This window comes from Cupriavidus sp. F041 (assembly GCF_057814235.1).
In genome coordinates this window covers 477,410-497,352 of sequence record NZ_JBVASY010000003.1, presented here as the reverse complement: position 1 = coordinate 497,352, position 19,943 = coordinate 477,410, and the positions used below count along the sequence as shown (strand labels likewise).

18 protein-coding genes and 2 pseudogenes are annotated in these 19,943 nt (G+C 60.0%); 9 read left to right on the top strand and 11 right to left on the bottom strand.

Features of this window, described 5'->3' with window-relative positions; translation table 11 throughout:
• Nucleotides 1-34: 34 nt before the first annotated feature.
• The 5 genes from mdtN to ACZY0R_RS40830 form a co-directional block, all read right to left on the bottom strand.
• Nucleotides 35-1,063 (bottom strand): multidrug transporter subunit MdtN, encoded by a 1,029-nt coding sequence (mdtN, locus tag ACZY0R_RS40850; protein WP_488867194.1) that lies wholly within the window; start codon nucleotides 1,061-1,063, stop codon nucleotides 35-37.
• A 22-nt stretch (nucleotides 1,064-1,085) separates the two neighbouring features.
• On the bottom strand, nucleotides 1,086-1,382 hold the full coding sequence (locus ACZY0R_RS40845) for a YtcA family lipoprotein (protein WP_488867192.1): 297 nt from the start codon (nucleotides 1,380-1,382) through the stop codon (nucleotides 1,086-1,088).
• A 350-nt stretch (nucleotides 1,383-1,732) separates the two neighbouring features.
• On the bottom strand, nucleotides 1,733-2,308 hold the full coding sequence (locus ACZY0R_RS40840) for an acyloxyacyl hydrolase (RefSeq protein ID WP_488867190.1): 576 nt from the start codon (nucleotides 2,306-2,308) through the stop codon (nucleotides 1,733-1,735).
• 9 nt (nucleotides 2,309-2,317) lie between these two features.
• Nucleotides 2,318-2,491, bottom strand: coding sequence for a hypothetical protein (locus tag ACZY0R_RS40835; protein WP_488867188.1), 174 nt, complete (start codon nucleotides 2,489-2,491; stop codon nucleotides 2,318-2,320).
• Between the two features lie 218 nt (nucleotides 2,492-2,709).
• Nucleotides 2,710-3,075 carry a response regulator gene (locus ACZY0R_RS40830; protein WP_488867186.1) on the bottom strand — a complete coding sequence of 122 codons (366 nt, stop codon included), beginning with the start codon at nucleotides 3,073-3,075 and terminating at the stop codon, nucleotides 2,710-2,712.
• Between the two features lie 870 nt (nucleotides 3,076-3,945).
• Here ACZY0R_RS40830 and ACZY0R_RS40825 point away from each other — a divergent pair.
• Nucleotides 3,946-4,689 (top strand): response regulator, encoded by a 744-nt coding sequence (locus ACZY0R_RS40825; protein ID WP_488867342.1) that lies wholly within the window; start codon nucleotides 3,946-3,948, stop codon nucleotides 4,687-4,689.
• A gap of 62 nt (nucleotides 4,690-4,751) precedes the next feature.
• Here the strand turns inward: ACZY0R_RS40825 and ACZY0R_RS40820 are convergent, their stop codons facing one another.
• Nucleotides 4,752-5,387 (bottom strand): response regulator transcription factor, encoded by a 636-nt coding sequence (locus ACZY0R_RS40820; protein ID WP_488867184.1) that lies wholly within the window; start codon nucleotides 5,385-5,387, stop codon nucleotides 4,752-4,754.
• 558 nt (nucleotides 5,388-5,945) lie between these two features.
• Here ACZY0R_RS40820 and ACZY0R_RS40815 point away from each other — a divergent pair.
• From ACZY0R_RS40815 to ACZY0R_RS40805, 3 genes and pseudogenes are all read left to right on the top strand, one after another.
• Nucleotides 5,946-6,095 (top strand): annotated as a pseudogene (locus ACZY0R_RS40815) (porin); the annotation flags it as partial.
• 476 nt (nucleotides 6,096-6,571) lie between these two features.
• Nucleotides 6,572-8,293, top strand: coding sequence for a ubiquinone-dependent pyruvate dehydrogenase (poxB, locus tag ACZY0R_RS40810; RefSeq protein WP_488867182.1), 1,722 nt, complete (start codon nucleotides 6,572-6,574; stop codon nucleotides 8,291-8,293).
• Between the two features lie 51 nt (nucleotides 8,294-8,344).
• Entirely contained in the window at nucleotides 8,345-9,622 is a 1,278-nt protein-coding gene (locus tag ACZY0R_RS40805; RefSeq protein ID WP_488867180.1) for an MFS transporter, read from the top strand.
• Between the two features lie 475 nt (nucleotides 9,623-10,097).
• Here the strand turns inward: ACZY0R_RS40805 and ACZY0R_RS40800 are convergent.
• The 4 genes and pseudogenes from ACZY0R_RS40800 to ACZY0R_RS40785 form a co-directional block, all read right to left on the bottom strand.
• A pseudogene (locus ACZY0R_RS40800) lies at nucleotides 10,098-10,214 on the bottom strand (BON domain-containing protein); the annotation flags it as partial.
• A 12-nt stretch (nucleotides 10,215-10,226) separates the two neighbouring features.
• Complete coding sequence (locus tag ACZY0R_RS40795; protein WP_488867178.1) at nucleotides 10,227-10,547, bottom strand: hypothetical protein; 321 nt, start codon at nucleotides 10,545-10,547, stop codon at nucleotides 10,227-10,229.
• Nucleotides 10,548-11,485: 938 nt separating this feature from the next.
• A complete protein-coding gene (locus tag ACZY0R_RS40790) occupies nucleotides 11,486-11,674 on the bottom strand; it encodes a hypothetical protein (RefSeq protein ID WP_488867176.1) in 189 nt (62 codons plus the stop codon).
• A 226-nt stretch (nucleotides 11,675-11,900) separates the two neighbouring features.
• A complete protein-coding gene (locus ACZY0R_RS40785) occupies nucleotides 11,901-12,476 on the bottom strand; it encodes a low affinity iron permease family protein (RefSeq protein ID WP_488867174.1) in 576 nt (191 codons plus the stop codon).
• Between the two features lie 524 nt (nucleotides 12,477-13,000).
• Between ACZY0R_RS40785 and ggt the strand changes: the two genes are divergently transcribed.
• Nucleotides 13,001-14,608, top strand: coding sequence for a gamma-glutamyltransferase (gene ggt, locus ACZY0R_RS40780; protein ID WP_488867172.1), 1,608 nt, complete (start codon nucleotides 13,001-13,003; stop codon nucleotides 14,606-14,608).
• A gap of 15 nt (nucleotides 14,609-14,623) precedes the next feature.
• Here ggt and ACZY0R_RS40775 read toward each other — a convergent pair whose 3' ends face one another.
• Nucleotides 14,624-14,980, bottom strand: a complete 357-nt coding sequence (locus ACZY0R_RS40775) for a hypothetical protein (protein ID WP_488867170.1) — start codon at nucleotides 14,978-14,980, stop codon at nucleotides 14,624-14,626.
• 26 nt (nucleotides 14,981-15,006) lie between these two features.
• Between ACZY0R_RS40775 and ACZY0R_RS40770 the strand changes: the two genes are divergently transcribed.
• The 4 genes from ACZY0R_RS40770 (at nucleotide 15,007) to ACZY0R_RS40755 (ending at nucleotide 19,940) form a co-directional block, all read left to right on the top strand.
• The gene (locus ACZY0R_RS40770; protein WP_488867340.1) at nucleotides 15,007-15,963 is read left to right on the top strand and encodes a tripartite tricarboxylate transporter substrate binding protein; all 957 of its coding nucleotides are present in this window, start codon (nucleotides 15,007-15,009) and stop codon (nucleotides 15,961-15,963) included.
• A gap of 389 nt (nucleotides 15,964-16,352) precedes the next feature.
• Nucleotides 16,353-17,471 carry an alanine racemase gene (locus tag ACZY0R_RS40765; RefSeq protein WP_488867168.1) on the top strand — a complete coding sequence of 373 codons (1,119 nt, stop codon included), beginning with the start codon at nucleotides 16,353-16,355 and terminating at the stop codon, nucleotides 17,469-17,471.
• Between the two features lie 260 nt (nucleotides 17,472-17,731).
• Complete coding sequence (locus tag ACZY0R_RS40760; RefSeq protein ID WP_488867166.1) at nucleotides 17,732-18,691, top strand: LysR family transcriptional regulator; 960 nt, start codon at nucleotides 17,732-17,734, stop codon at nucleotides 18,689-18,691.
• Nucleotides 18,692-18,953: 262 nt separating this feature from the next.
• Nucleotides 18,954-19,940, top strand: coding sequence for an N-carbamoyl-D-amino-acid hydrolase (locus ACZY0R_RS40755; protein WP_488867164.1), 987 nt, complete (start codon nucleotides 18,954-18,956; stop codon nucleotides 19,938-19,940).
• The last annotated feature ends 3 nt before the right edge of the window (nucleotides 19,941-19,943 follow it).

Below are 19,943 nucleotides of genomic sequence, written 5' to 3'. Positions count from 1 at the left end.
GTATTCTCACTCCGCTATTCACCGGTCACTCCGCTCAGTTGCGGTGGAATGTAGCCACCGCGGAAGTTCCAACTCGAAAGAGATCCGGATTCGGGTCTTTGATCCGGATTTTCACCGGGAACCGTTGTGACACATGCACCCAGTTCAGGCTACGCTGGACTTTCGGCAACCCTTGCGCCAGGCTCCCGCCATCGTCGGGTGCCACGCCATATCCAACGGAGTCGACTTCTCCCTCGAAATGCACTGAAGTCTTGCTCATGAGGTAGACCGTGGTCCGAGTGCCGGGCCCGATATTTACCAGCTCTGTCTCGCGCAGATTCGCTATGACATACCATCGTGTCGTGTCGATAAGCGTGAACACGGGCGAAGACGCCGACGCAAACTGACCGCGTGTGGTTCGAAGCGAGACCACGACACCGTCGAATGGTGCCCTCACCGTGGAGAATTCAAGGTTCAGCTCCGCGGACGCAATCTCCGCCTGCACGACCGAGCGCTGCGCCTGCAATGCGTCCACGCCGCTGACCGCAGCCGTCGCCTCGCGCGCCTTTAGTTCTGCCGACTCGAGTTCCGCTGCGGTGCTTCGCGCCGAGGTTCGCGCCTTGTCCAGCTCATCGGCCGAAACATATCCCTTCTCGACAAGCGGTTCCATCCGGTGCAGTGTGTCTGCCGCTTGCTTCGCTGCAGAACGGGCCCGATCGACGCTGGCCCGAGCCGCAGACGCATTCAGTACCTGTGCGTTGACCGAACGCTGCGCCAGCATGATCTGCTGGTCCAACTGAACCAGGGAAGCGCGGGCCTTGTCCAGACTATCCTGAAAGGGACGCCGGTCCAGTTCGAACAGGAGGTCCCCTTTCTTCACACGCTGGTTGTCCCGAACGGCCAGGTTCACGATCCGACCCGACACCTCGGGAACCACATTGATCGTGTCGGCATACACGAACGCATCATCGGTCCGAGGCTCTGTATCCACGCGCCAGACAACGATGACCCCTAATCCGATAGCCGTCGCCAGAAGAAGGATGGTCAACAACTTCTTCCTTCGGCTGTGCGTGCTGTCTTCCATGTGCTTCTGCTCTCGATAGACGTCAGAAAAAAAACAGCCAACCCGCGAACGCCAGCAGCGCCAACAGAGCTGGGTAAGCAATGGCTGGGGGGGAGAGCCAGTCGTTGAGCCCGGTGCGCAGCAACAGCAGCCGAATCAGAACAGCGGCCACCACGGCACCGACGATGCAGAAGAGCCAGTCGGGGTAATACGCCCCAAGCACGCTGGTTGACGGGGACCGGCTGCATCCATGCAGCAGGCCAAGGGTCCACGCCACCCTCGCGAACTTCGGCCGGTGAGCGATGCGGCATCGGCGCCCTTCTTGCTCCCTGAAAGCCATGACGACGTCACCATTATTTACAGATTGAATGACAAGGGTCCCCCAGCGGCTGATAAGAGGTCAACGCGACGGAGGCAAAGAATTGCGATATGGAAGCGAGAATCCCACGACTATCATGCGACCGGACGTTCGCACCATACGCATCATCGTAATAGGACGCTACCTGTACCGGCTATTACATATTCATGTTGCCCGGCCGCGCGCGCAGCCTGTCGCCCGGTATCAACCCGCCAGGCGTACCTTCTCGCATTCCTGACTCACGCTCAGCCGATAGAGCGCTCAAATCAGCCATCGCTGGGGAACACCAAGGGCGATTGAAGACCGCCCGTGAGAGCGCCTTATAGCTTCCCTTAGAAACGGTAGCGCAAGTAGGCGGTGTAGAAATTGCTGCCGGGATTGGGTTCCTTGATGCCTGCGTTCGATATATGCTGGAAGCGGAAGCCAGCTTCAGCTGCTTGCCTCGCACCGAACGCGAGGCCCATGCCGATCATGTCCGAAAACTGGAATGCGGAACTGAAGTTGTGCTGATCCGACGTGCTCGTATGGCTCAATAGCCGGGGTCCGACAGAGGCCTCCAGGAACGGTACGGGCGACCCGCCACGCTTTTCAAGCCGGAAGATTGGCGAGAACCCGAATTCGGTCACACTTTGACGGTTGGCACCGCTTCTCGAATCCCATTGCGCAAGCTCCACCTCCCATTGCAGCCTGGCTTGCCAACCCTCCGGGTTGCCCCAGGCAAAGCCTGAGTTCCAGTTGATGCCGACTTCGTACTTGTCAATACCATGCGATGGATCTCGACCAAATGCCAGGTGGACCGCCGGATCGGCGCAGGCCGGTGCAGAGAACGCGGCGGAAAGCGAGATGGCTGCATACCATGCACGAAGACGGGCACAAGCCAGGTACGTGTTTTGACGGCGCAAAATCATGGGCAATATTCAATTTTTTGACTCAAGTTGCCCTGCTTTGCCGCGCGATGCTGGCGCTGACGAATGCGAGCGCTCCAATGGGTAGCAGGACACACCAGAAAGAGATATGCGTGTGGGCATCTGCGGCTGATGATCTATCAACTGGCAGTTGCCCGGAGTGAGCAGCTCTAACTTCACGTTCATGACGGAACTCCTGTAGTCGGTGTATGGACGATGCCATTGATAGGCAAGCTTGAGTCTGTCCAACACCGATTTCAGTCTTGTGACCAATCAACGAGACTCGATGACAATTGAAATATGACCTGCATGCCGTGACCTGCCGAACAGCGGGGCGAGGACCCGCGGTGGATGAGCGCAAGGACCAGCGGACGCTGCCACCGACATTCCATCCACCGATGGGGTCACTGACATTGGTCAATGAGCGCGATCAGCGCATCTCCATCGACTGGCTTGCGAAAGAAGCCTGCTGCACCGTGTTCCAGAAAGAACGACTCAGGGCGATCGCCGGGCTTCCCGGTGATGATGATTACCGGTAGTGCATCTGGCCGACTTCGGACACGATGGAGCACCTCCAGACCATCGATCGGCCTCATGCTGAGATCTGTAATGACACATAGGAAGTCGGACATCTCCGCAGCCAGAAACAGCTCCGCTGAAATGAAAAGCTGAGTTTCATAGCCACAGGATGCGAGAAGGTTCGCGAGCGAATTCAGTACCCTGCGGTCGTCGTCGACAACTGCGATGGCTTTCGCATTTCGGGACAGCATCTAGGCAAAGCCTCCCTTCGGCCGCACGGTATAGTAGAAATATAGCCGCTTCCGAGCACTTAGCGGCCACTTCGACCACATTGCACGATCAGCGCAGAGCAAGAGCTCGCCTCGACGCATATGACCGACTCTGCGGCAGCTACGATCTCTGGGCGGCACAGCGATGGTTCCTCACTCGAAGCGAAAGGACAGGCAACAATGCCCCACTGCTGAAGGCTAGACGTACATGAATATGTAGTATCGCAGGACCGATCCACGGTACAAGATGAAGCCGCACCATAAGTCACGGTGCCATATCGCTGAACTCCCTACCGCGACCGTTCCACCCTGCCGCTCGAGCAAGCGGCCCTTTACGTGTAGCCGGGCTCCGCAGCGAGGGAAATCCGCAACTAGGGATTCTAGAAGGCAAGCCTCCCGATTCCAATAACATGAATGTTGTAGAGCATTTACATTTACCTTGCGCCCCTGGCCAACTGAACGATGTAATATCGACGAACAGGTCTCGGGCCGCCCCACACTACGTCCCGCGAATCGGATTCCAGCTTTATGTAATTGCGAAGCATCACTGGGCTACCTATCATCCGGGCAACTTACGCGAATAGTGGGATCCCGACGCTCGCTAGGGTCCCGCGACGGCGGATGGCGCCTTGCATCACCGGGCGCGGCTTCATACATCCATGCAAACAATTCTGCCGCACTTCGAATTTGCTCGACTCTCCCGCAATGGAAGCAGTTCCGGCAAGCATGGAATCTAACTGAGACTCCTTCTAATCCGACGGTCGCGACGCCGCCCCAAGCATGGCGGCAACACCCAGCGTCGAGTCGGGCATCGATAAACTGTATGGCGATCGCCAATACCTTGCGACAGACATGAGACCAGCAACCTCGCCTACCGATACCGTGCATATCCTAGTCGCCGTCGATGATCCTGAGATGCGCCAGCTGATCGTCGACTATCTTGGCACCAACGACATACGCGTAACCTCGCTTCCGGATGCCCGCGGAGTTGAGGATGCACTGGCTCGCGAGACCATCGACCTGTTGATCGTTGCCGTAAAGCCTCCCAGCGATGACGGATTGCGACTAACCCAACGACTGCGGGATGACTCCGACTTGCCGATAATCCTGTTAGCCGGTCGGTCCGACGAGGCGGATCGTGTCATGGGGCTGGAACTGGGGGCTGATGACTATCTCGTCAAGCCTTTCTCTAACCGCGAACTCCTCGCCAGGATACGTGCCCTGCTGCGTCGATGCCGGTCACGCTACTCGGTAGCGGACCGGCTGACGCGTATTCGCGCCTATCGCTTCCAGGGATGGGAGCTGAACGTTCGATTGCGTCGCCTGATCCGACCGGATGGAGCTGTCGTCGCGCTGACCAATGCCGAGTTCAACTTGCTGGCCGCATTTCTGAACGCACCGCAGTGCGTGCTGAGTCGCGACCAACTACTTGAGCTTTCCCGGCTGCACAACAACGAAGTCTATGAGCGTGCGATCGATGCACAAGTTGCGCGTCTCCGCAAAAAGCTAGGCATGGGGCAGGTCGCGGGAGACATCATTCGCACGGAGCGTGGTTTTGGCTACGTCTTCGCTGCCGCGACGGTACTTGTGAGCTGATCTGCTTGCCTCAATACACGAGGTGACACCTCGAACGAGCCTCGTGAGCAGCGCGGGCGGCGCTAACCTCCCCTGGCAGGCTGGTGTGTCTCCAGCCCCAGCCGGCTTGCTTGCCTGACGAGTGCGGCAAATGAGCCCGCTTGCATCTTCTTCATAATGTGACCGCGATGTACCTGCACGGTGTACTCAGTGATCCCCAGTACGTCAGCTGCCTGCTTGTTCAGCATACCCCCGACGAGCAAGGGGAGAAGCTCTTGCTCTCTTGGTGTCAGGGTTTCGTAAAGCGCCCGTAGCGCTGCAGCTTCCGCGGCTTCCCTGCGCTGTGCTCGCGTCTTGGCAATTGCGGTGTCAACGGCTCGGAGCAGGGCATCCTCACTGACGGGCTTCGTCAGAAAATCGACGGCGCCGCCCTTCATTGCCAATACCGTGGAAGGCACATCATTCCTGCCCGTGATGAACACGATGGAAGCATGAGAATGATTAATAACCTGCTCCTGGACTTCCAGGCCGCTCATGGCGGGCATGCGCATATCGAGAATCAGGCACGCCACTGTGTCCCACTCAGCTTCTTCCAGAAACTCGTGCCCTGAGTTGAACGACCGCACACTTTTGCCATGGGCGCGCAGCAGGCTTGTGAGCGCTTCCCGGACGCGTGAATCGTCGTCTACTATGCACACAAATTCGTTGACCGACTCCACGGAACCGCCTCCATCTTGCGTCAGCGTGCGCGGCCCTCATTGTGGCCGAGGGGATAAGACCCGCTATCACTGTGAATAGAAATACCATTTGAATTATAGCAAAGCGAGTATCCGACCAACGTCCGGTAGCTGCCAATTTGCACTACATGAATATGTCGTTTCGCGAAACCGCAAGACGATGTAGCGACCGAGCAATGAGCCCCTTCGATCACTTCATAACGCTCAGTCGGCGGGACGGTTCCAGGTGAAAGATGTCGCCGACACTCTAGCTTCATGTAATAGCGATCCTGCTTCATCGAAGCTACGATCGGATCACCTTGAGTTTGCGACAGCGGCAAACACGGGGTCCTCGGTGCACCGCAGTCGTTCCCGTGCTCGGCCACCGCCTTCGGGTATGTCGGCGTTCTCCCAGACTCGACGTCCCGCCCTTTGGTGCGCCCGGCCCGCTCTCGGCCGGCCACCATTCTTTTTGTGGATTGCCGACCCGACAGGACAAATCCACGAAAGTAATGCTCAGGTGGTATGAGCGCTTAAAGCGTTTGCTTCCTTTCAAAAGCGGGAAAAGCGAATACCGCACTCGAGTATTCCAACGCCACGACCGCAACGGATGGCACGCATCCCGGTGGTACTGCCCGCCTTACCAACAACCGGTCCGTTGTTGGCATTCATGGAGAAGGGTCGCTCGCTTACGGGCTCAAGGCGATCTACACCTGCTACAGCAGAGCATTGGCCATCCGCCACAACTTCTAGTTCCGGCATCGCGCTGCCAGGACTCAGTGGCAGATGCGCAACCACCTGCCAAAGCGTCGATCTCCGCTTCGTTCCAATGTCCGGCTCCCGGGCGTGACTCGATGGCGGCCGTTCTCGTTCTCCGTTCTGCTCCGGGAATCCCGAGATCCCAGATTCATGTAATAGGCGCAATTGAGCTTGCTGCCTATCATCAAACCGGCAGATGATGCCGAAGCCCTGTTTGAGCAAGGGCCCCATCAGCTCAGCAAGCACCGCGTTTCTTAACTTTTCCCTCGAAGCCAACGAACACCGGCGCTCCGCGATTGGTGATCGCCGAGACAGGTTTGCACCGTCCCATGTCAAAGGGCGATGCGCTCACGCAGGTTGTGTCCGCTGTGCCTCTTTGAGGAAGCGACGGATCTGCAGCAATTACCCACCTTGAATGGAGATGCGAAATGGCAACGATAGCTGCCGACTACATGGTTGGTGCACTTGCAAGCGCCGGAGTCAAGCGCGTGTATGGCGTGGTGGGGGATTCACTGAACGGATTCACGGATTCCCTGCGTCGCAATGGTTCGATTGAATGGGTCCACATGCGGCACGAGGAGAGCGCGGCCTTCGCCGCTGGCTCCGAGGCTCATCTCACGGGGCAACTCGCTGTATGCTGTGGAAGCTGCGGTCCTGGGAATCTTCACCTCATCAATGGCTTGTTTGACTGCCATCGAAACGGTGTTCCTGTTCTCGCTATCGCTGCGCATATTCCAAGTACGGAAATCGGGACCGACTATTTTCAGGCTACCCATCCCGAGGTGCTGTTCAAGGAGTGTAGTCACTATGTCGAACTCGTATCGAGTCCGGAGCAATTGCCACAGATTCTCGACCGTGCCATTCGGACGGCAATCGGACGTAGAGGCGTCGCGGTGGTTGTCGTCCCGGGAAATGTAGCACTTGGTCCGCTCACAAAATCTGTGCCGAACTGGAGCGCGCCTTCGGCTCCGTTGATTCGCCCATCGAACGCCGAAGTTGCCAGACTCGCAAATCTGTTGAACCGGTCGTCGCGTGTGACATTGCTCTGTGGGGCTGGTTGCAAGGATTCGCACGCGGAAGTCGTCGAACTCGCCCGCAAGCTGCAGGCCCCCATCGTGCACGCGCTGCGAGGCAAGGAGTACATCGAGTACGACAACCCGTTCGACGTCGGAATGACGGGACTCATTGGATTCGCATCCGGTTACTCCGCGATGAAAAGCTGCGACATGCTGCTGATGCTGGGTACCGATTTCCCCTATCGCCAGTTCTACCCCGAAGGGGTCACTATCGCGCAAGTCGATATCAGGGCGGAAGCGCTCGGCAACAGGTGTCCGCTGGACCTCGGGGTGCTGGGAACCGTCAAGGATACGCTCGGCGAACTGCTTCCGCTGATTGCCGAGAAGACCGACCGCAGCTTCCTCGACCGGGCACTGGAAGACTATCGCAAGGCTCGGAGTCATCTGGACGCGCTGGCGGAGCCCGAAGCAGGCGGAAACACCGTCCATCCGCAATACGTGACGCGGCTCGTCAGCGAGCTTGCGGATGACGACGCCATCTTCTCCTGCGATGTCGGCACGCCCGTCGCATGGGCTGCCAGATACCTGAAGATGAACGGCAAGCGGCGTCTGATTGGATCGTTCAATCACGGATCGATGGCCAACTCGCTGTTGCATTCCATTGGCGCTCAGGCCGCCTTCAGGGACCGACAAGTGATTTCGATGTCCGGTGACGGCGGATTCACCATGATGATGGGTGAGTTTTTGACGCTCGTTCAAGCAGGATTGCCGGTCAAAGTCGTCGTGCTCAACAACGGAACACTAGGCTTCGTGGAAATGGAGATGAAGGCCAATGGGTTCCTGGATACCGGATGTGACCTGAAGAATCCGAACTTTGCCGCGATGGCCAATGCAATGGGCATCAAGGGCGTGCGCGTCGAGCGTCCCGCAGACCTGGAAGGCGCCCTGCGCGAAGCCTTTGCACACCCGGGCCCCGCCCTGGTTGACGTAGTGAGCGCGCGCCAGGAACTCGTGATGCCTCCTGCGGCCACCGCAGACCAGGCGTACAGATTTGGCTTGTTCATGCTCCGTGCCGTGATGGACGGTCGGGGACAGCAGCTTATCGACCTCGCAAAGGTCAATCTGTTCCGGTAGTGCTTTTGCGCAAGTGCGTACGGGCCAATGTCGTCCAAGGGAGATCGAATCATGTCCAGCAATGTCGCGAGCACTACTGCAAACCTTGCATCAGACCGCGAGACCATACACATGGGTTTTGTGATCGCATGGATCTTTTGCGTCGTGTTCTACTTCATGCAGTACGCGCTGCGTTCCGCGCCGGGCGTGATGATGCCCGAGCTGAGCGCGGCGTTCGCCCGCGATGTAGTGGGCGTGAGCGCGCTCGTCGGCCTGTACTACTACAGCTATTCGGTGTTTTCGATCGTTGTCGGCGCGGCGCTCGACCGGCTCGGCGGCAAGGCTGTCATTCCAGCTGGCATCGTTCTCGTTGCCGTCGGGGCAGCACTGTTCGGCCTGGGCACCGTGGTGATCGCGGAAATCGGCCGCCTGCTGCAAGGCGCGGGCTCGGCGTGCGCATTTATCGGGGCCGTGTATCTCGCCACACATGGCTTTCCCCCGCGCTATCTCGCGACAGCGGTCGGCTTCACTCAATGCTTCGGAATGCTGGGCGGGTTCGCGGGCCAGTTCGCCGTCGGCCAGCTGATTCACGGCCTCATCACGTGGCAGCAGTTTTGGTGGCTGTCTGGCCTCGCAATCTTTGTGATTGCCGTACTGGTGTTCATCGCGACGCCGGCAGGCCATGACGACAGCCCAGCAAGCCAAGGCTCGTTGCTGAAGATGTTCGCGCCGTACAAAGAGGTGCTGTCCAACCCGCAGTCTTATCTTTGCGGCTTCTGCGCTGGCCTGCTGTTCTTGCCGACCACGATCGGTGACATGATCTGGGGTATACCGTTCCTGCACAACGGTCTCCACATCAGCTATTCCGAAGCCGTCAATCGCGCCAGCATGGTGCCGCTCGGCTGGGTGATCGGCTGCCCGCTGCTCGGGTACGTCTCCGACCATCTGGGCCGGCGCAAGCCGGTGCTGATCGCAGGCGCGTTGCTCATGCTTGTGTCCGGTGCCGGCATTTTCTATCTGCCGCCCGGCGTGGTTCCGCCTTACGTGCTCGGCCTGCTGCTTGGCATCGGCTCGGGGGCGGCCATGTTGCCCTATACGATAATCAAGGAAGTCAATTCGGACGACGTGAAAGGCAGCGCGACCGGAGCGATCAACTTCCTCGTGTTCACATTCAGCGCTTTGCTCACGCCCGCATATGGTAAGGTGCTCGCCCATATCGCAAATGGCGGCGCAATGAATCTGGCGGTGTTCCGTGCAGCAAGCATATGGCTGATCGGCGGCATCGTGCTTGCAATCATCCTTGCGCTGTTCCTGCGTGAGACCGGACCGCGAGGGCGCGCGACGGCGTGAGCCTGAGCAGAACGCCGATCAATGAACCGCTGAGTGCGTGGCCCGACACGGGTGTTGAGGGAAGCCGTTAAAGGCCCTGGGATACCGGCCCGCATAGGAGTATCGCTCAGTATCAAAGAGACGGAGAGATGTTCACAAGGCGATGCTGTATATCCATACAGATATCTCAACTTTCGGCAATCTCTCTCTGACGGCTCCTGTATCCTTCGCGCCATGCGCAAATGCTATCGGGTGCGCACCGATTTCATCCCGGATTTTGTCCTATAGGCCGGTCGTCATTGCGAGATGCCATGACAGCAGGTCGGGACTTGCGCGTAGGCCGCGCGCGGCCAGCCTGAGCCCTTTCGCAGCGCCGTAGGCGCTTTTCGCGCGCAGTATCGCGGACCTATCCCGCGCGCTTTCAATGCCGCGCGTCAGCCACTGCATGCTCGGACATTTCAGGTTGCTGCACCTCGGCTAGCACCGCTGCTCCAGCCTATTTCCGGACCTGCATACCATCTACCACTGATTGCACGCCATCCACTGCACGGACTGCATTCAGAGCGGACAGCTTCTCCGAGTCATTTTGCACTTTCCCCTCGAGGTGCACGACACCGTTTTCAGTTCACACTCGAATTCCGGTTGGCCTGATCCCTTCCGTGGCAAGAAGCTCGGCTTTCACTTTCATCGTGATGGCACTGTCGCTGGATTTTGTCGAGGATTCCGCAGACGGGGCAGATTTCGCCATGCCGGCGGAGTCATACTTTGGCACGGTGCGATTGCTTGGTGCCTCGGGAAGCCCAGGCATGCCCGGTGCACTGCTCATGGGGGGAGCACCATCCGTTGCAGCCAGTATACTGCCGACATCCCGCCAGGCAGCCGCATTGCCCGAAGCAGCAAGCAATCCAACAGCGCTAGCAAGCCACATCTTTTGGATTGATTTCATCACTGTCTCCTACTGGTACTTCTGCGGGTCGTCGCGCATAGCGATGCCACATCGCGGCCCCGCGCGCTATACAAAAAGGACAAGCGAGAAGAGGAAGGAGTTCCGCGGCGGTCTGGCTACGTTACACCCAGACACAGGCCTTACGATTAGTACACCAGCGCATACCATCAGAGGGTGAATCGCCCTGACGCCACTTCCAAGGCGCTCAGGAAGCAGGGACGTCACTTCCCTTTGTCATATGCAGTAAGGAAATGTATCCTGCGTTGCGAGGTTGGACATGGCGATAGAAAGTTGGCTTTTCAACGGCGCAGCCGCCGGCTGCATGACCTTCAGCAATCCTTTCCCCTTCGCAGGAGACGAAGATGCTCAGTCCTCATGAAATCGCCGCCTTGATGCTTCTCGATAGTGCAAACGGGAATTTCGAATTGGACCCTGCCGACCTCAAAAGCCTCGTGCGTCAGCAGCTAGTGCAACTGGACCGACTAGCACACGACCGTAGCCAAGTTCGCCTCACAAACCACGGACGCAACTTTCTGGACAGCGTCGCCAAGAGGCGCTGAACGGCAACCTACGTGGGCCAGCCTTGACTACCTTGCGATGCCTGGCCGCACACTCCCCAGCGCACCTAGCAAGTCCCGCGTTATACAGTTCCGCCAGCGCATCCCATCGAGAGAGTTATGTTCTCTCTGACCTAACTCCACTAGAGTGACACAGGGCAAACGCGATTGCCCCGTCTTTCCTTCAGCACACACTCCTTCCCGGCAGCGGGTGCTTTTTTTATGGGCTCCGCACGCGCAAGTCGGACTGCGCCCTATGGCCGCCGGTACCGCGCGCGCCACTGTCACCCATTCTGGCCGGCCGGATAATGTGAGGAATTTGTTAATTCTGATGTTATTTCGGAGTAGTTGTCATATACGCCACCTTAGCGTAGATTGATCTTAGAGGCCGTTGCCTCTCCCGACTGTACGCTCCCCGTGTATGAGTCTCGGCACCCAGAGGCGCGACACCATCGCGCCTTCTTTTTTGTCATATTTTCCCCTCGACGCTCGAGCGCCAAAGCCTTCAGCGGCCGCAACGGTGCCGAGTAGCGCCGACAGACCGGAAGCGCCCCAGGTGATCGTCTTCATGCCAGCACACCTCCCGCCGCCACATACACGCCGCGCACGTAGGCCAGCGAATGCTCGTTTCGCCCGTAGCCGGCGCCCGGCTGGCCCACGCTCCGGGTCTGCGGATCGTGCTGCAGGCATCGTCAGAATCCGGGCAGCCGTACAGCACCACGCGCCGGCACGATGCATCATTGCGTTGCTTGCTGATGTCTGGCACGACAGTCTCCTTGCAGGTATGGACGCCGGTTCAATGCGCAGGGATCCTGGTGCCGCCGGGCGAAGCGTCGCCGCTGCGCGTGGGCTGTCCACCGGGCCGCGCCGCACGTCCCCTGTACTTGGCCACGTGGTTCTCACGGGCCTCGTCCAGCGAATGGCTGCGCTTGAGCCCGCCTTCCTTGTCGGCGAGCTCCGCCAGTTGGCGATAGAAGGTGACCAACTGGCGCAACTCGTCCTCATCGAGTTCCTCGATCGAGACTAGCATGTTGCTCGCTTCCCTGTGCGAGGCAAGCAACTCGTTCAGCTTCAGGTGGACGGCCACGGCGTCCTTGTTCTGGCTCTGCTGGATCAGGAAAACCATCAGGAAGGTGACGATGGTGGTGCCAGTGTTGATCACGAGCTGCCACGTTTCGGAGTAGTGGAAGACAGGACCCGTCAAAGCCCACGCCGCCACGACGCCGACCGCCAGCACGAATGCCGTAGGCGAGCCCGCCTGCCGCGTGGCTGCGCCGGCCAGGCGATCAAAGACATGAAGCACGCGAGACCGGTGCCCGTGTAGTGCGAGGGCGCTGTCGATCCGATGCAGTGAGAATACTGGCTTGCCCATCTTCGGCTCCTTGCTGTCGGCTGCCGCCGCCGGCAACGCGCTGCGTTCATTGTATGGAACGCGCCGCCAATGGTTCAGCGGGCGCTGTCCTACAACGCAGTCTGCACTTGCATGCGGAATGCCAGGGCAACGAGCGGGCATCTCTGCATCGCCTGTAACGGGCTGCAACATCGGCCCGTTGGTCACTCGGTGCCGGCACTCGCGGCACGCAGTCCCTTCCCAGGCAGGTAGCCTGTGCTGCCAAACCCCTGTTTAAGGGCGCCAATGCCGAAACAAGCTGCCAGTTCTCGATGCGGATCATTCAATTCAGCTTAACAATAGATTTCCAGAAATTTAACCACGTAGACGACTTGGCTGACTACAGTGGCTGCATACGCACCGGCACCGGCTTCAGCGCGCCGATGCAGCGACGGAGGACTCTGCTCATTCCCAGGCGCGCCTTTCGTGACCGCCCAGCCTGCAACCGATTTTCCTTACCGGTCGCCGCCAGACCTCACGTGGGCCGCCATTTACATCAAGACAACATGCCATCGAATCAATGCGCATTCTGGACCTTCCCCTACACGTCGCAGCGTTTGCCGCTGGTCGCCGACAACGTCGTGACGACCTCGCAGCCGCTTGGCTCCTCGGCCGGCTTGGCGATGCTGCTGCGCGGCGGCAATGCGGTCGACGCAGCGCTGGCCACGGCAATCGCCCTGGCTGTGGTCGAGCCGTGCAACAACGGTATCGGCGGCGACGCGTTTGCGCTGATCTGGGATGGCAGCAAATTGCACGGTTTGAACGGATCGGGCCGCGCACCGGCCGCATGGACGCGCGAGTATTTTTCAAAATACAAGGAGATGCCGAAGCGGGGTTGGGACTCGGTGACTGTGCCAGGCACCGTTTCAGCGTGGCGCGCCATGTGGGAACGCTTTGGCAGCCTGCCGTTCGAAGACCTGTTCGAACCAGCGCTGCGCTATGCGCGTGACGGCTATTTGGTTTCGCACAATGTCCACAATCAGTGGCAAAAGCAGATCGACGAACTGATCGATCAGCCGGGCTACGGCGAAGCGTTTGCCCCCAACGGCCGGGCACCACTTCAGGGCGAGCGCTTCATTTGCCCGGGACAGGAAAATACACTCGAGCGCATCGCGCGCACCAAGGGCGACGATTTTTACCATGGCGACCTGGCCCGTGCGATCGCCGACCACGCGCGCAATACCGGCGGTGCGATCACCGAAGCGGACCTCGCCGCACATAAGGCGGACTGGGTCGAGCCGATCAGCATCCGCTACCGGGATGTTGAACTGTACGAGATCGGGCCTAACGGTCAAGGCATTGCGGCACAGATGGCGTTGGGCATGCTTGAACATTTCGATTTGAAGGTCATGGACCAAGATAGCGCGCTGGCGATGCATCTGAAGATCGAGGCAATGAAACTGGCCTTTGCCGACTTGCATGAATACGTCGGCGACGTGGATCACATGACGGAAGTAACAGCGGCCGACCTGCTCAACCCGGCATATCTGGCAAAACGCGCCAAGCTCATTGACCCCGAACGCGCAGCGCCGGCCCGCATCGGCAAACCGCTTGGTGGCGGCACCGTCTACCTGACCACGGCGGATCGCAACGGCATGATGGTTTCGTTCATTCAGTCCAACTTCAAGGGATTCGGTTCGGGCGTGGTCGTCCCCAATACCGGCATCGCCTTGCAAAATCGCGGCTGGGGCTTCAATTTGCGTCACGGCCATACCAACGAAGTAGCGCCTGGGAAACGTCCATTCCACACCATCATCCCCGGTTTCCTGATGCAAAATGGCCGACCGCTGATGAGTTTCGGCCTCATGGGCGGATCCATGCAGGCGCAGGGTCATATGCAGATGGTCTCCCGCCTGGTCGATCAGGGACTGAACCCGCAGGCCGCGAGCGATGCGCCGCGCTGGCGCGTACTTGACGACAACTATGGCGTCGCCGTCGAATGGAATATGCCGCAAGCGGTGATTGAGGGACTGACATCACGCGGGCATCCGATCGCGGTTGCCAAACGCTTTGATACCGAGTTCGGCAGTGCCCAGGCAGCTCTGCGCTTGGATAACGGCGGTTATGTAGCGGCATCCGATCACCGCAAGGATGGCTACCCGGTCGGAATTTGATCCTCCAATTTGCATTCAATGTGCGTTTATCTTGGTGCGCCAATGCTTGGACAATCGCTGCGCTTCGTCGTACAGGCGTACCACGATATGGCTCGGCCACACCTGCAGTTGCTCGCTCAGCAACCGCAGTTGATGGAACACAAAGCGTGATGCCAACTCCCAGGCGACGAGCGGATCGTGGCGCGCTTCATGATCGAGCAATTGCGCCTCCATGGGACCACAGACGCGGTGGAAGCGGCCACGTGTCTGGCCAGCTATGACCTGAGCCTCTATCCGGAGGATGCCGGCGACACCATCACGGCCTTCTTCTATCCCGACGCGTACGTAGCCGGACAACAAAGACACAGAAGGAGCCATTTTTGAGAACATCATCCGTATCCGTGTCCGTTTCCCGTAGCGTGGCGTCCGCAGCCACGCTAATTGCTAGCCTGGTCTCCGGCGCGGTCTTCGCGCAGGGCGGGTATCCGAGCAAGCCCATCACCATCGTCGTGCCCTATCCGCCGGGCGGCTCCAACGACATCTTCGCGCGCATCGTCGCCAAGGGGATCGGCGAGGAGCTCAAGCAACCCGTCGTCATCGACAACCGCCCCGGCGCCAGCGGCAATACCGGCACCGGCATCGTCGCCAAGTCCGCCCCGGACGGGTACACGCTGGTCGCCGTGTCGTCCAGCATGACGACCAATGCCGCAGTGCAGGCCAAACTGCCGTTCGATGCGGTCAAGAGCTTCGCGCCGGTGGCGATGTTTGCGCAAGGGCCGTTCATCGTCGCGGTCAACAATGCATTCCCCGCCAGGACACCGCAGGAACTCATCGCCGCGATCCGCGCCAAGCCAGGCAAGTACAACTACGCCTCGTCCGGGCCGGGCGGCGTCAACCAGTTCGGCACCGAGCTGCTCAAGGCCATGGCCGGCAACCTGTTCATCACGCATATCCCGTATCGCGGCATGCCTCCCGCCTTGACCGACCTGATCGGCAACCAGACGCAGTTGCTGATCTCTACCGGCCCATCGCTGCTGCCGATGGTTCGCGCCGGCAAGGTGCGCGCCGTTGGCATCACCAGCCTCAAGCCGAGCCCGATCGCGCCGGAACTAACGCCCATGTCCAGCGCGGTGCCGGGCTACGAGTTCGAGCTCTGGTGGGGCCTGCTGGCGCCGGCCGGCACGCCGCCGGCGATAGTCAACCAACTCAACGCCGCCGTCAACGCAATCTTGTCCAAGCCCGAGATCAAGGCGGCGATCCTGAAGGAAGGCGCCGAAGCCAGGCCCGTCACGCCGGCCCAGTTCGCCGCCACCATCGGGCAGGACGTGGAGCGGTGGAGGAGGCTCGCCAAGCAACAGAACATCGTCGTGGACTGATATGGACTGATATGGCGCGATGTGTTTTCGCGTTTCCCGCACTGCCAATTGCCCGGAGATTTCCATGCGCTCCCCCTGACGATGACCGCGCCGCCGCTGAGCGAGCGCACCGGCAAGCCGGGCCCGCTTCCTCTTGTCAGGGCTGTGTCGGCCACGCGCAAAGCAACCCCAGCCTAGCCGACGTCAGTGGGGGCTGGAAAACACAGAAGAGAATCGCTCACCAATGCTCCGGCGACTAGGCACACCTGCGCGCTTCGGCCGATGAAGCGCCACCCTCGCTCTGGATGACGGATAGTTGATGCCGAGTCCCTTCACCCCCCAATTATTGAGCTGGAACAACCGGTTTCATGAGCTCTTGCTCTTGTGCGCCATCGATCTGGAGAAAAATTATGGAAGTCCGCGATTCACTACAAACACCCCCGCCCTGCTCCCGCGCGCAATACCATGATGATTTGGCACTCCCCTCCTTTCCCATTGAAACGCCATGTTTCGTGATCCTCGAAACGGCTGTTCTCCACAATCTGGAAAAGACGGCGAAGGCAGCGGGGGGAATCCGGCGGCTCATGCCGCATATCAAGACGCACCGGGCCCAATGGCTGGTCGAGTTGCTGGTTCGAGAGGGGGTGACGGCGTTTAAGGCAGCGACCCCGGCCGAAATGCAGATGGCGGCAGCCGGGGGCGCTCAACATCTTGTGTGGGCATATCCGACAGTGAACACCGCGGCAATCTCTCGCGTTGCCGACATCGCGCGAAGGCATCCCAATGTGCAATTCGAAGCGCTAGTCGATTCCAAACGTGGATTTGGCGCCTGGCGGGACGAGTTGGAGCGGCAGCCGGCATCCAATATCAAGCTGCGGGTCGATCTGGATCCTGGTCTGGGACGTACCGGCGTTCCGCTCAACCATGAGGCTCTGGAATTGGCCCACGCCATGATGGTTGAGGGTCTTTTCAGTGGCTGGCATTGCTACGACGGCCATATCAAAGGGGCCAATAGGCCGGAGCGTGTAAAGGATATCGAGAGGCTGATTGAAGAGGTTAGGAGTCTGCTATCGCAAGCGCGGCGGAAAGGCTTGCCTGCAGGCCTGATCGCGGGAGGCAGCTATTCCTTTGATGTCTGGCCCGCTGATGTTGCACAGTGGGTTGCGCCGGGAAGCTGGACGTACTCGAGTGCGCAGCATCAGGCAGACCTGTCGAATCTGGGTTGGAGAGTCGGCGCATACGTGCTGGCTACCGTACTGTCCACGCGCCAAGGCACCGCCACGCTGGACGCGGGAACAAAAGCCATTTCGCCGGACATGCCGCTGAAGGAACGGTTTCAGGGCCCGGGGCCGATCAGAATGATGAAAGAAGAGCACGTCGTTATCGAGACCGACGAACTGGACATCGGCCAGCAAGCGGCTCTCGTACCCCGGCATACCTGCACCGCAGCCTATCTCTATAATCGCGCGCTGGTTCAGTGCGTTGACGGAAGCTGGGAGTTCCGCGGTCAACTCGGCGCGGAACGTTAGTCGGAACCGGGTTGCGGCTCCTGCATTACAGGGCTTCGCTGAAAGACTCCTCCGGCATGGCTGCGCTGACATGACCACAGACATCTCTGGCAATTGAGCCTGCGGCCTGAGCTTATCGAGAAGGTACATCGCGGCCGACGCACAGGCTTGACAACCATGCCCGACGGGCGGCGCGGATCCACAGCCCGATGGCGCGTTTCTTGCGTCGCCAAAGGCCCCGGTCACAGATGCCGCTCTTCCGCCTTGGCGCGCCACCTTGTATGCCAGCCCATAGCAGGCCCCCCGCCATACCCCTGAACCTTCGCCAGATCGAAGTCTTCCACGCGATCATGGTCACCGGCTCGCTAAGCGAGGCCGGCCGCATGCTGTGCGTGTCACAGCCGGCAGTCAGCCGGGTGCTGGCAACAGCTGAAAGCCGCCTGCGGTTCCTGCTGTTCGAACGTGTCAAGGGACGGCTGCAGCCGACGCCGGAGGCGCGCCGGCTGTTCCAGGAAGTCGGAGTCATCCTCCGGGGCGTGAACCAGTTCAATGCGGTGGCGAGCAGCCTCGGCCAACAGAGCGAGGGCAAACTGTCGATTGTCTCCAGCCCGAGCTACAGCGAATGGCTGATGCCGCGCGCGATCCAGCGCTTCCGGCTGCGGCATCCCGACGTCCGGCTCCATTACCGCCCGATGCCGTTCGACGCTTTACTACCGTTCATGGTGCAGGGGCACGCCGACCTCTGCATTGCATCGATGGCGCCGCCCGACAGCGCGAATCTTCGGTTCCGGGAAATCGGCGAGGGGCAGATCCTGTGCGCGCTACCCAAGGGACACGCACTGGCGGAGCGGGAGATCGTGACCGCCAGTGATTTGCGCGGCCAAACTCTCATCGGCTACGGCATCGACACCCCTTTCGGCCAGCTCTCCTCGCATTTCCTCTCTCTGGAGCAGGGGGTACTCACGCCGGACATCGAGATTCGCTCAACGCCCGAAGCCATGGCGCTGGTGCGGCAGGGCGTCGGGGTGGCGCTAGTGGAGTCGTTCGGATACACGCCATCGGGATCGGACGACGTCGTGCTCAAGCCGATCAGCCCGGCGCTCGGCCACAAGATCTACCTGATCCATTCGCGGCAGATCCCGATGTCGACTTTGGCCAAAGGCTTTCTTGCCACGCTCGCGCACCTGCTGGACGCCGAAGCGCGCGGTGGGGATGTGCAGCCCCCGCCGTTGCTCGCCTGAGATGGCGTTCGCAGCGCAGTGGCGCGATTGCCACACGCTACCGCCGCGCCTCATCACATATTGTCCAGGACTCATAACGAGAGGCTATGGGCCAGCTGCGCTCCAGGGCTGCTCCCGAGGTATTTGTCCGTTTCAAATCAATGTGTTGTGAGCGCGTGATGGATCCCGTGCGGGGGCTACCGGCGCGCGGGGCGGCGCATTTCATGGGCGGCATCGCGTTCCTATACTTGCTGCTACCGCATCGCACCAGAGACCCCAAGACATGCCCAACATCATCACCGTCGCCGCCGCCCAGCTTGGTCCCATCCAGAAGTCCGAAGGGCGCGAGATCGCGGTCGCACGCATGGTCCAACTGCTCGAACGCGCCTATCGGCGCGGCGCGCAGGTCGTGGTGTTTCCCGAACTCGCGCTGACCACGTTTTTTCCGCGCTGGTACCACGAGGACATCGACGAGGCGGACTGCTGGTTCGAAACGGCGCTGCCCTCACCGGTGACCGCGCCGCTGTTCAAGGCAATCCGCCGCTTTGGCCTGACGGTGTACCTTGGCTACGCCGAGATCGCTTACGAGCACGACGAAGCCGGCGTCATGCGCAAGCGTCGGTTCAACACCTCGGCGATCATCGCAGCGACGGGTGAGGTAATCCTCAAATACCGGAAGGTCCATCTGCCCGGCCACGCAGAGTACGCACCATCGCGCAAGGTGCAGCACCTGGAGAAGCGCTATTTCGAAGTCGGCAATCTCGGCTTTCCGGTGGTACGGGCGTCCGTCGGCGAGGCCGGGAGCGTGAACATGGGCATGATGATATGCAACGACCGCCGTTGGCCCGAGGCTTGGCGCGTGCTCGGACTGCAGCAGGTCGAACTCGTCATGCTGGGCTACAACACGCCGAGCATGAACATGGAAAACCGCGGCTTCGAGGCCCATCATCTGCGCGTGTTCCACTCGCAGTTGTCCATTCAGGCGGGCTGCTATCAGAACGCGTGTTTCGCGGTCGCCGTTGCGAAGGCCGGGACCGAGGACGGTCATGAAATGTTCGGTCATTCGATCATTGTCAATCCCCAAGGCGAAATCATGGCGCAGGCCACCAGTTGGGACGACGAACTCATCGTAGCCGACTGCAATTTGGACATGTGCAAACTGGGCCGCTCCACCGTCTTCAACTTCGGTTTGCACCGGCGCGTCGAGGCGTACACACGCATTACCGATCAGGTCGGTAGCGTGGCCCCGCCGACCTGGCCGGCGCGCTGATCT

What these genes read in the sequence shown, in the direction of transcription:
- ACZY0R_RS40755 (WP_488867164.1), top strand. Translation starts at nt 18,954, where the DNA reads ATGCCCAACATCATCACCGTCGCCGCCGCCCAGCTTGGTCCCATCCAG.
- ACZY0R_RS40830 (WP_488867186.1), bottom strand. Translation starts at nt 3,075, where the DNA reads ATGCTGTCCCGAAATGCGAAAGCCATCGCAGTTGTCGACGACGACCGC.
- ACZY0R_RS40775 (WP_488867170.1), bottom strand. Translation starts at nt 14,980, where the DNA reads ATGATGTTCTCAAAAATGGCTCCTTCTGTGTCTTTGTTGTCCGGCTAC.
- ACZY0R_RS40790 (WP_488867176.1), bottom strand. Translation starts at nt 11,674, where the DNA reads ATGAAGACGATCACCTGGGGCGCTTCCGGTCTGTCGGCGCTACTCGGC.
- ACZY0R_RS40765 (WP_488867168.1), top strand. Translation starts at nt 16,353, where the DNA reads ATGGAAGTCCGCGATTCACTACAAACACCCCCGCCCTGCTCCCGCGCG.
- ACZY0R_RS40760 (WP_488867166.1), top strand. Translation starts at nt 17,732, where the DNA reads ATGCCAGCCCATAGCAGGCCCCCCGCCATACCCCTGAACCTTCGCCAG.
- ACZY0R_RS40840 (WP_488867190.1), bottom strand. Translation starts at nt 2,308, where the DNA reads ATGATTTTGCGCCGTCAAAACACGTACCTGGCTTGTGCCCGTCTTCGT.
- ACZY0R_RS40825 (WP_488867342.1), top strand. Translation starts at nt 3,946, where the DNA reads ATGAGACCAGCAACCTCGCCTACCGATACCGTGCATATCCTAGTCGCC.
- poxB (WP_488867182.1), top strand. Translation starts at nt 6,572, where the DNA reads ATGGCAACGATAGCTGCCGACTACATGGTTGGTGCACTTGCAAGCGCC.
- ggt (WP_488867172.1), top strand. Translation starts at nt 13,001, where the DNA reads ATGCCATCGAATCAATGCGCATTCTGGACCTTCCCCTACACGTCGCAG.
- ACZY0R_RS40795 (WP_488867178.1), bottom strand. Translation starts at nt 10,547, where the DNA reads ATGAAATCAATCCAAAAGATGTGGCTTGCTAGCGCTGTTGGATTGCTT.
- mdtN (WP_488867194.1), bottom strand. Translation starts at nt 1,063, where the DNA reads ATGGAAGACAGCACGCACAGCCGAAGGAAGAAGTTGTTGACCATCCTT.
- ACZY0R_RS40845 (WP_488867192.1), bottom strand. Translation starts at nt 1,382, where the DNA reads ATGGCTTTCAGGGAGCAAGAAGGGCGCCGATGCCGCATCGCTCACCGG.
- ACZY0R_RS40805 (WP_488867180.1), top strand. Translation starts at nt 8,345, where the DNA reads ATGTCCAGCAATGTCGCGAGCACTACTGCAAACCTTGCATCAGACCGC.
- ACZY0R_RS40835 (WP_488867188.1), bottom strand. Translation starts at nt 2,491, where the DNA reads ATGAACGTGAAGTTAGAGCTGCTCACTCCGGGCAACTGCCAGTTGATA.
- ACZY0R_RS40785 (WP_488867174.1), bottom strand. Translation starts at nt 12,476, where the DNA reads ATGGGCAAGCCAGTATTCTCACTGCATCGGATCGACAGCGCCCTCGCA.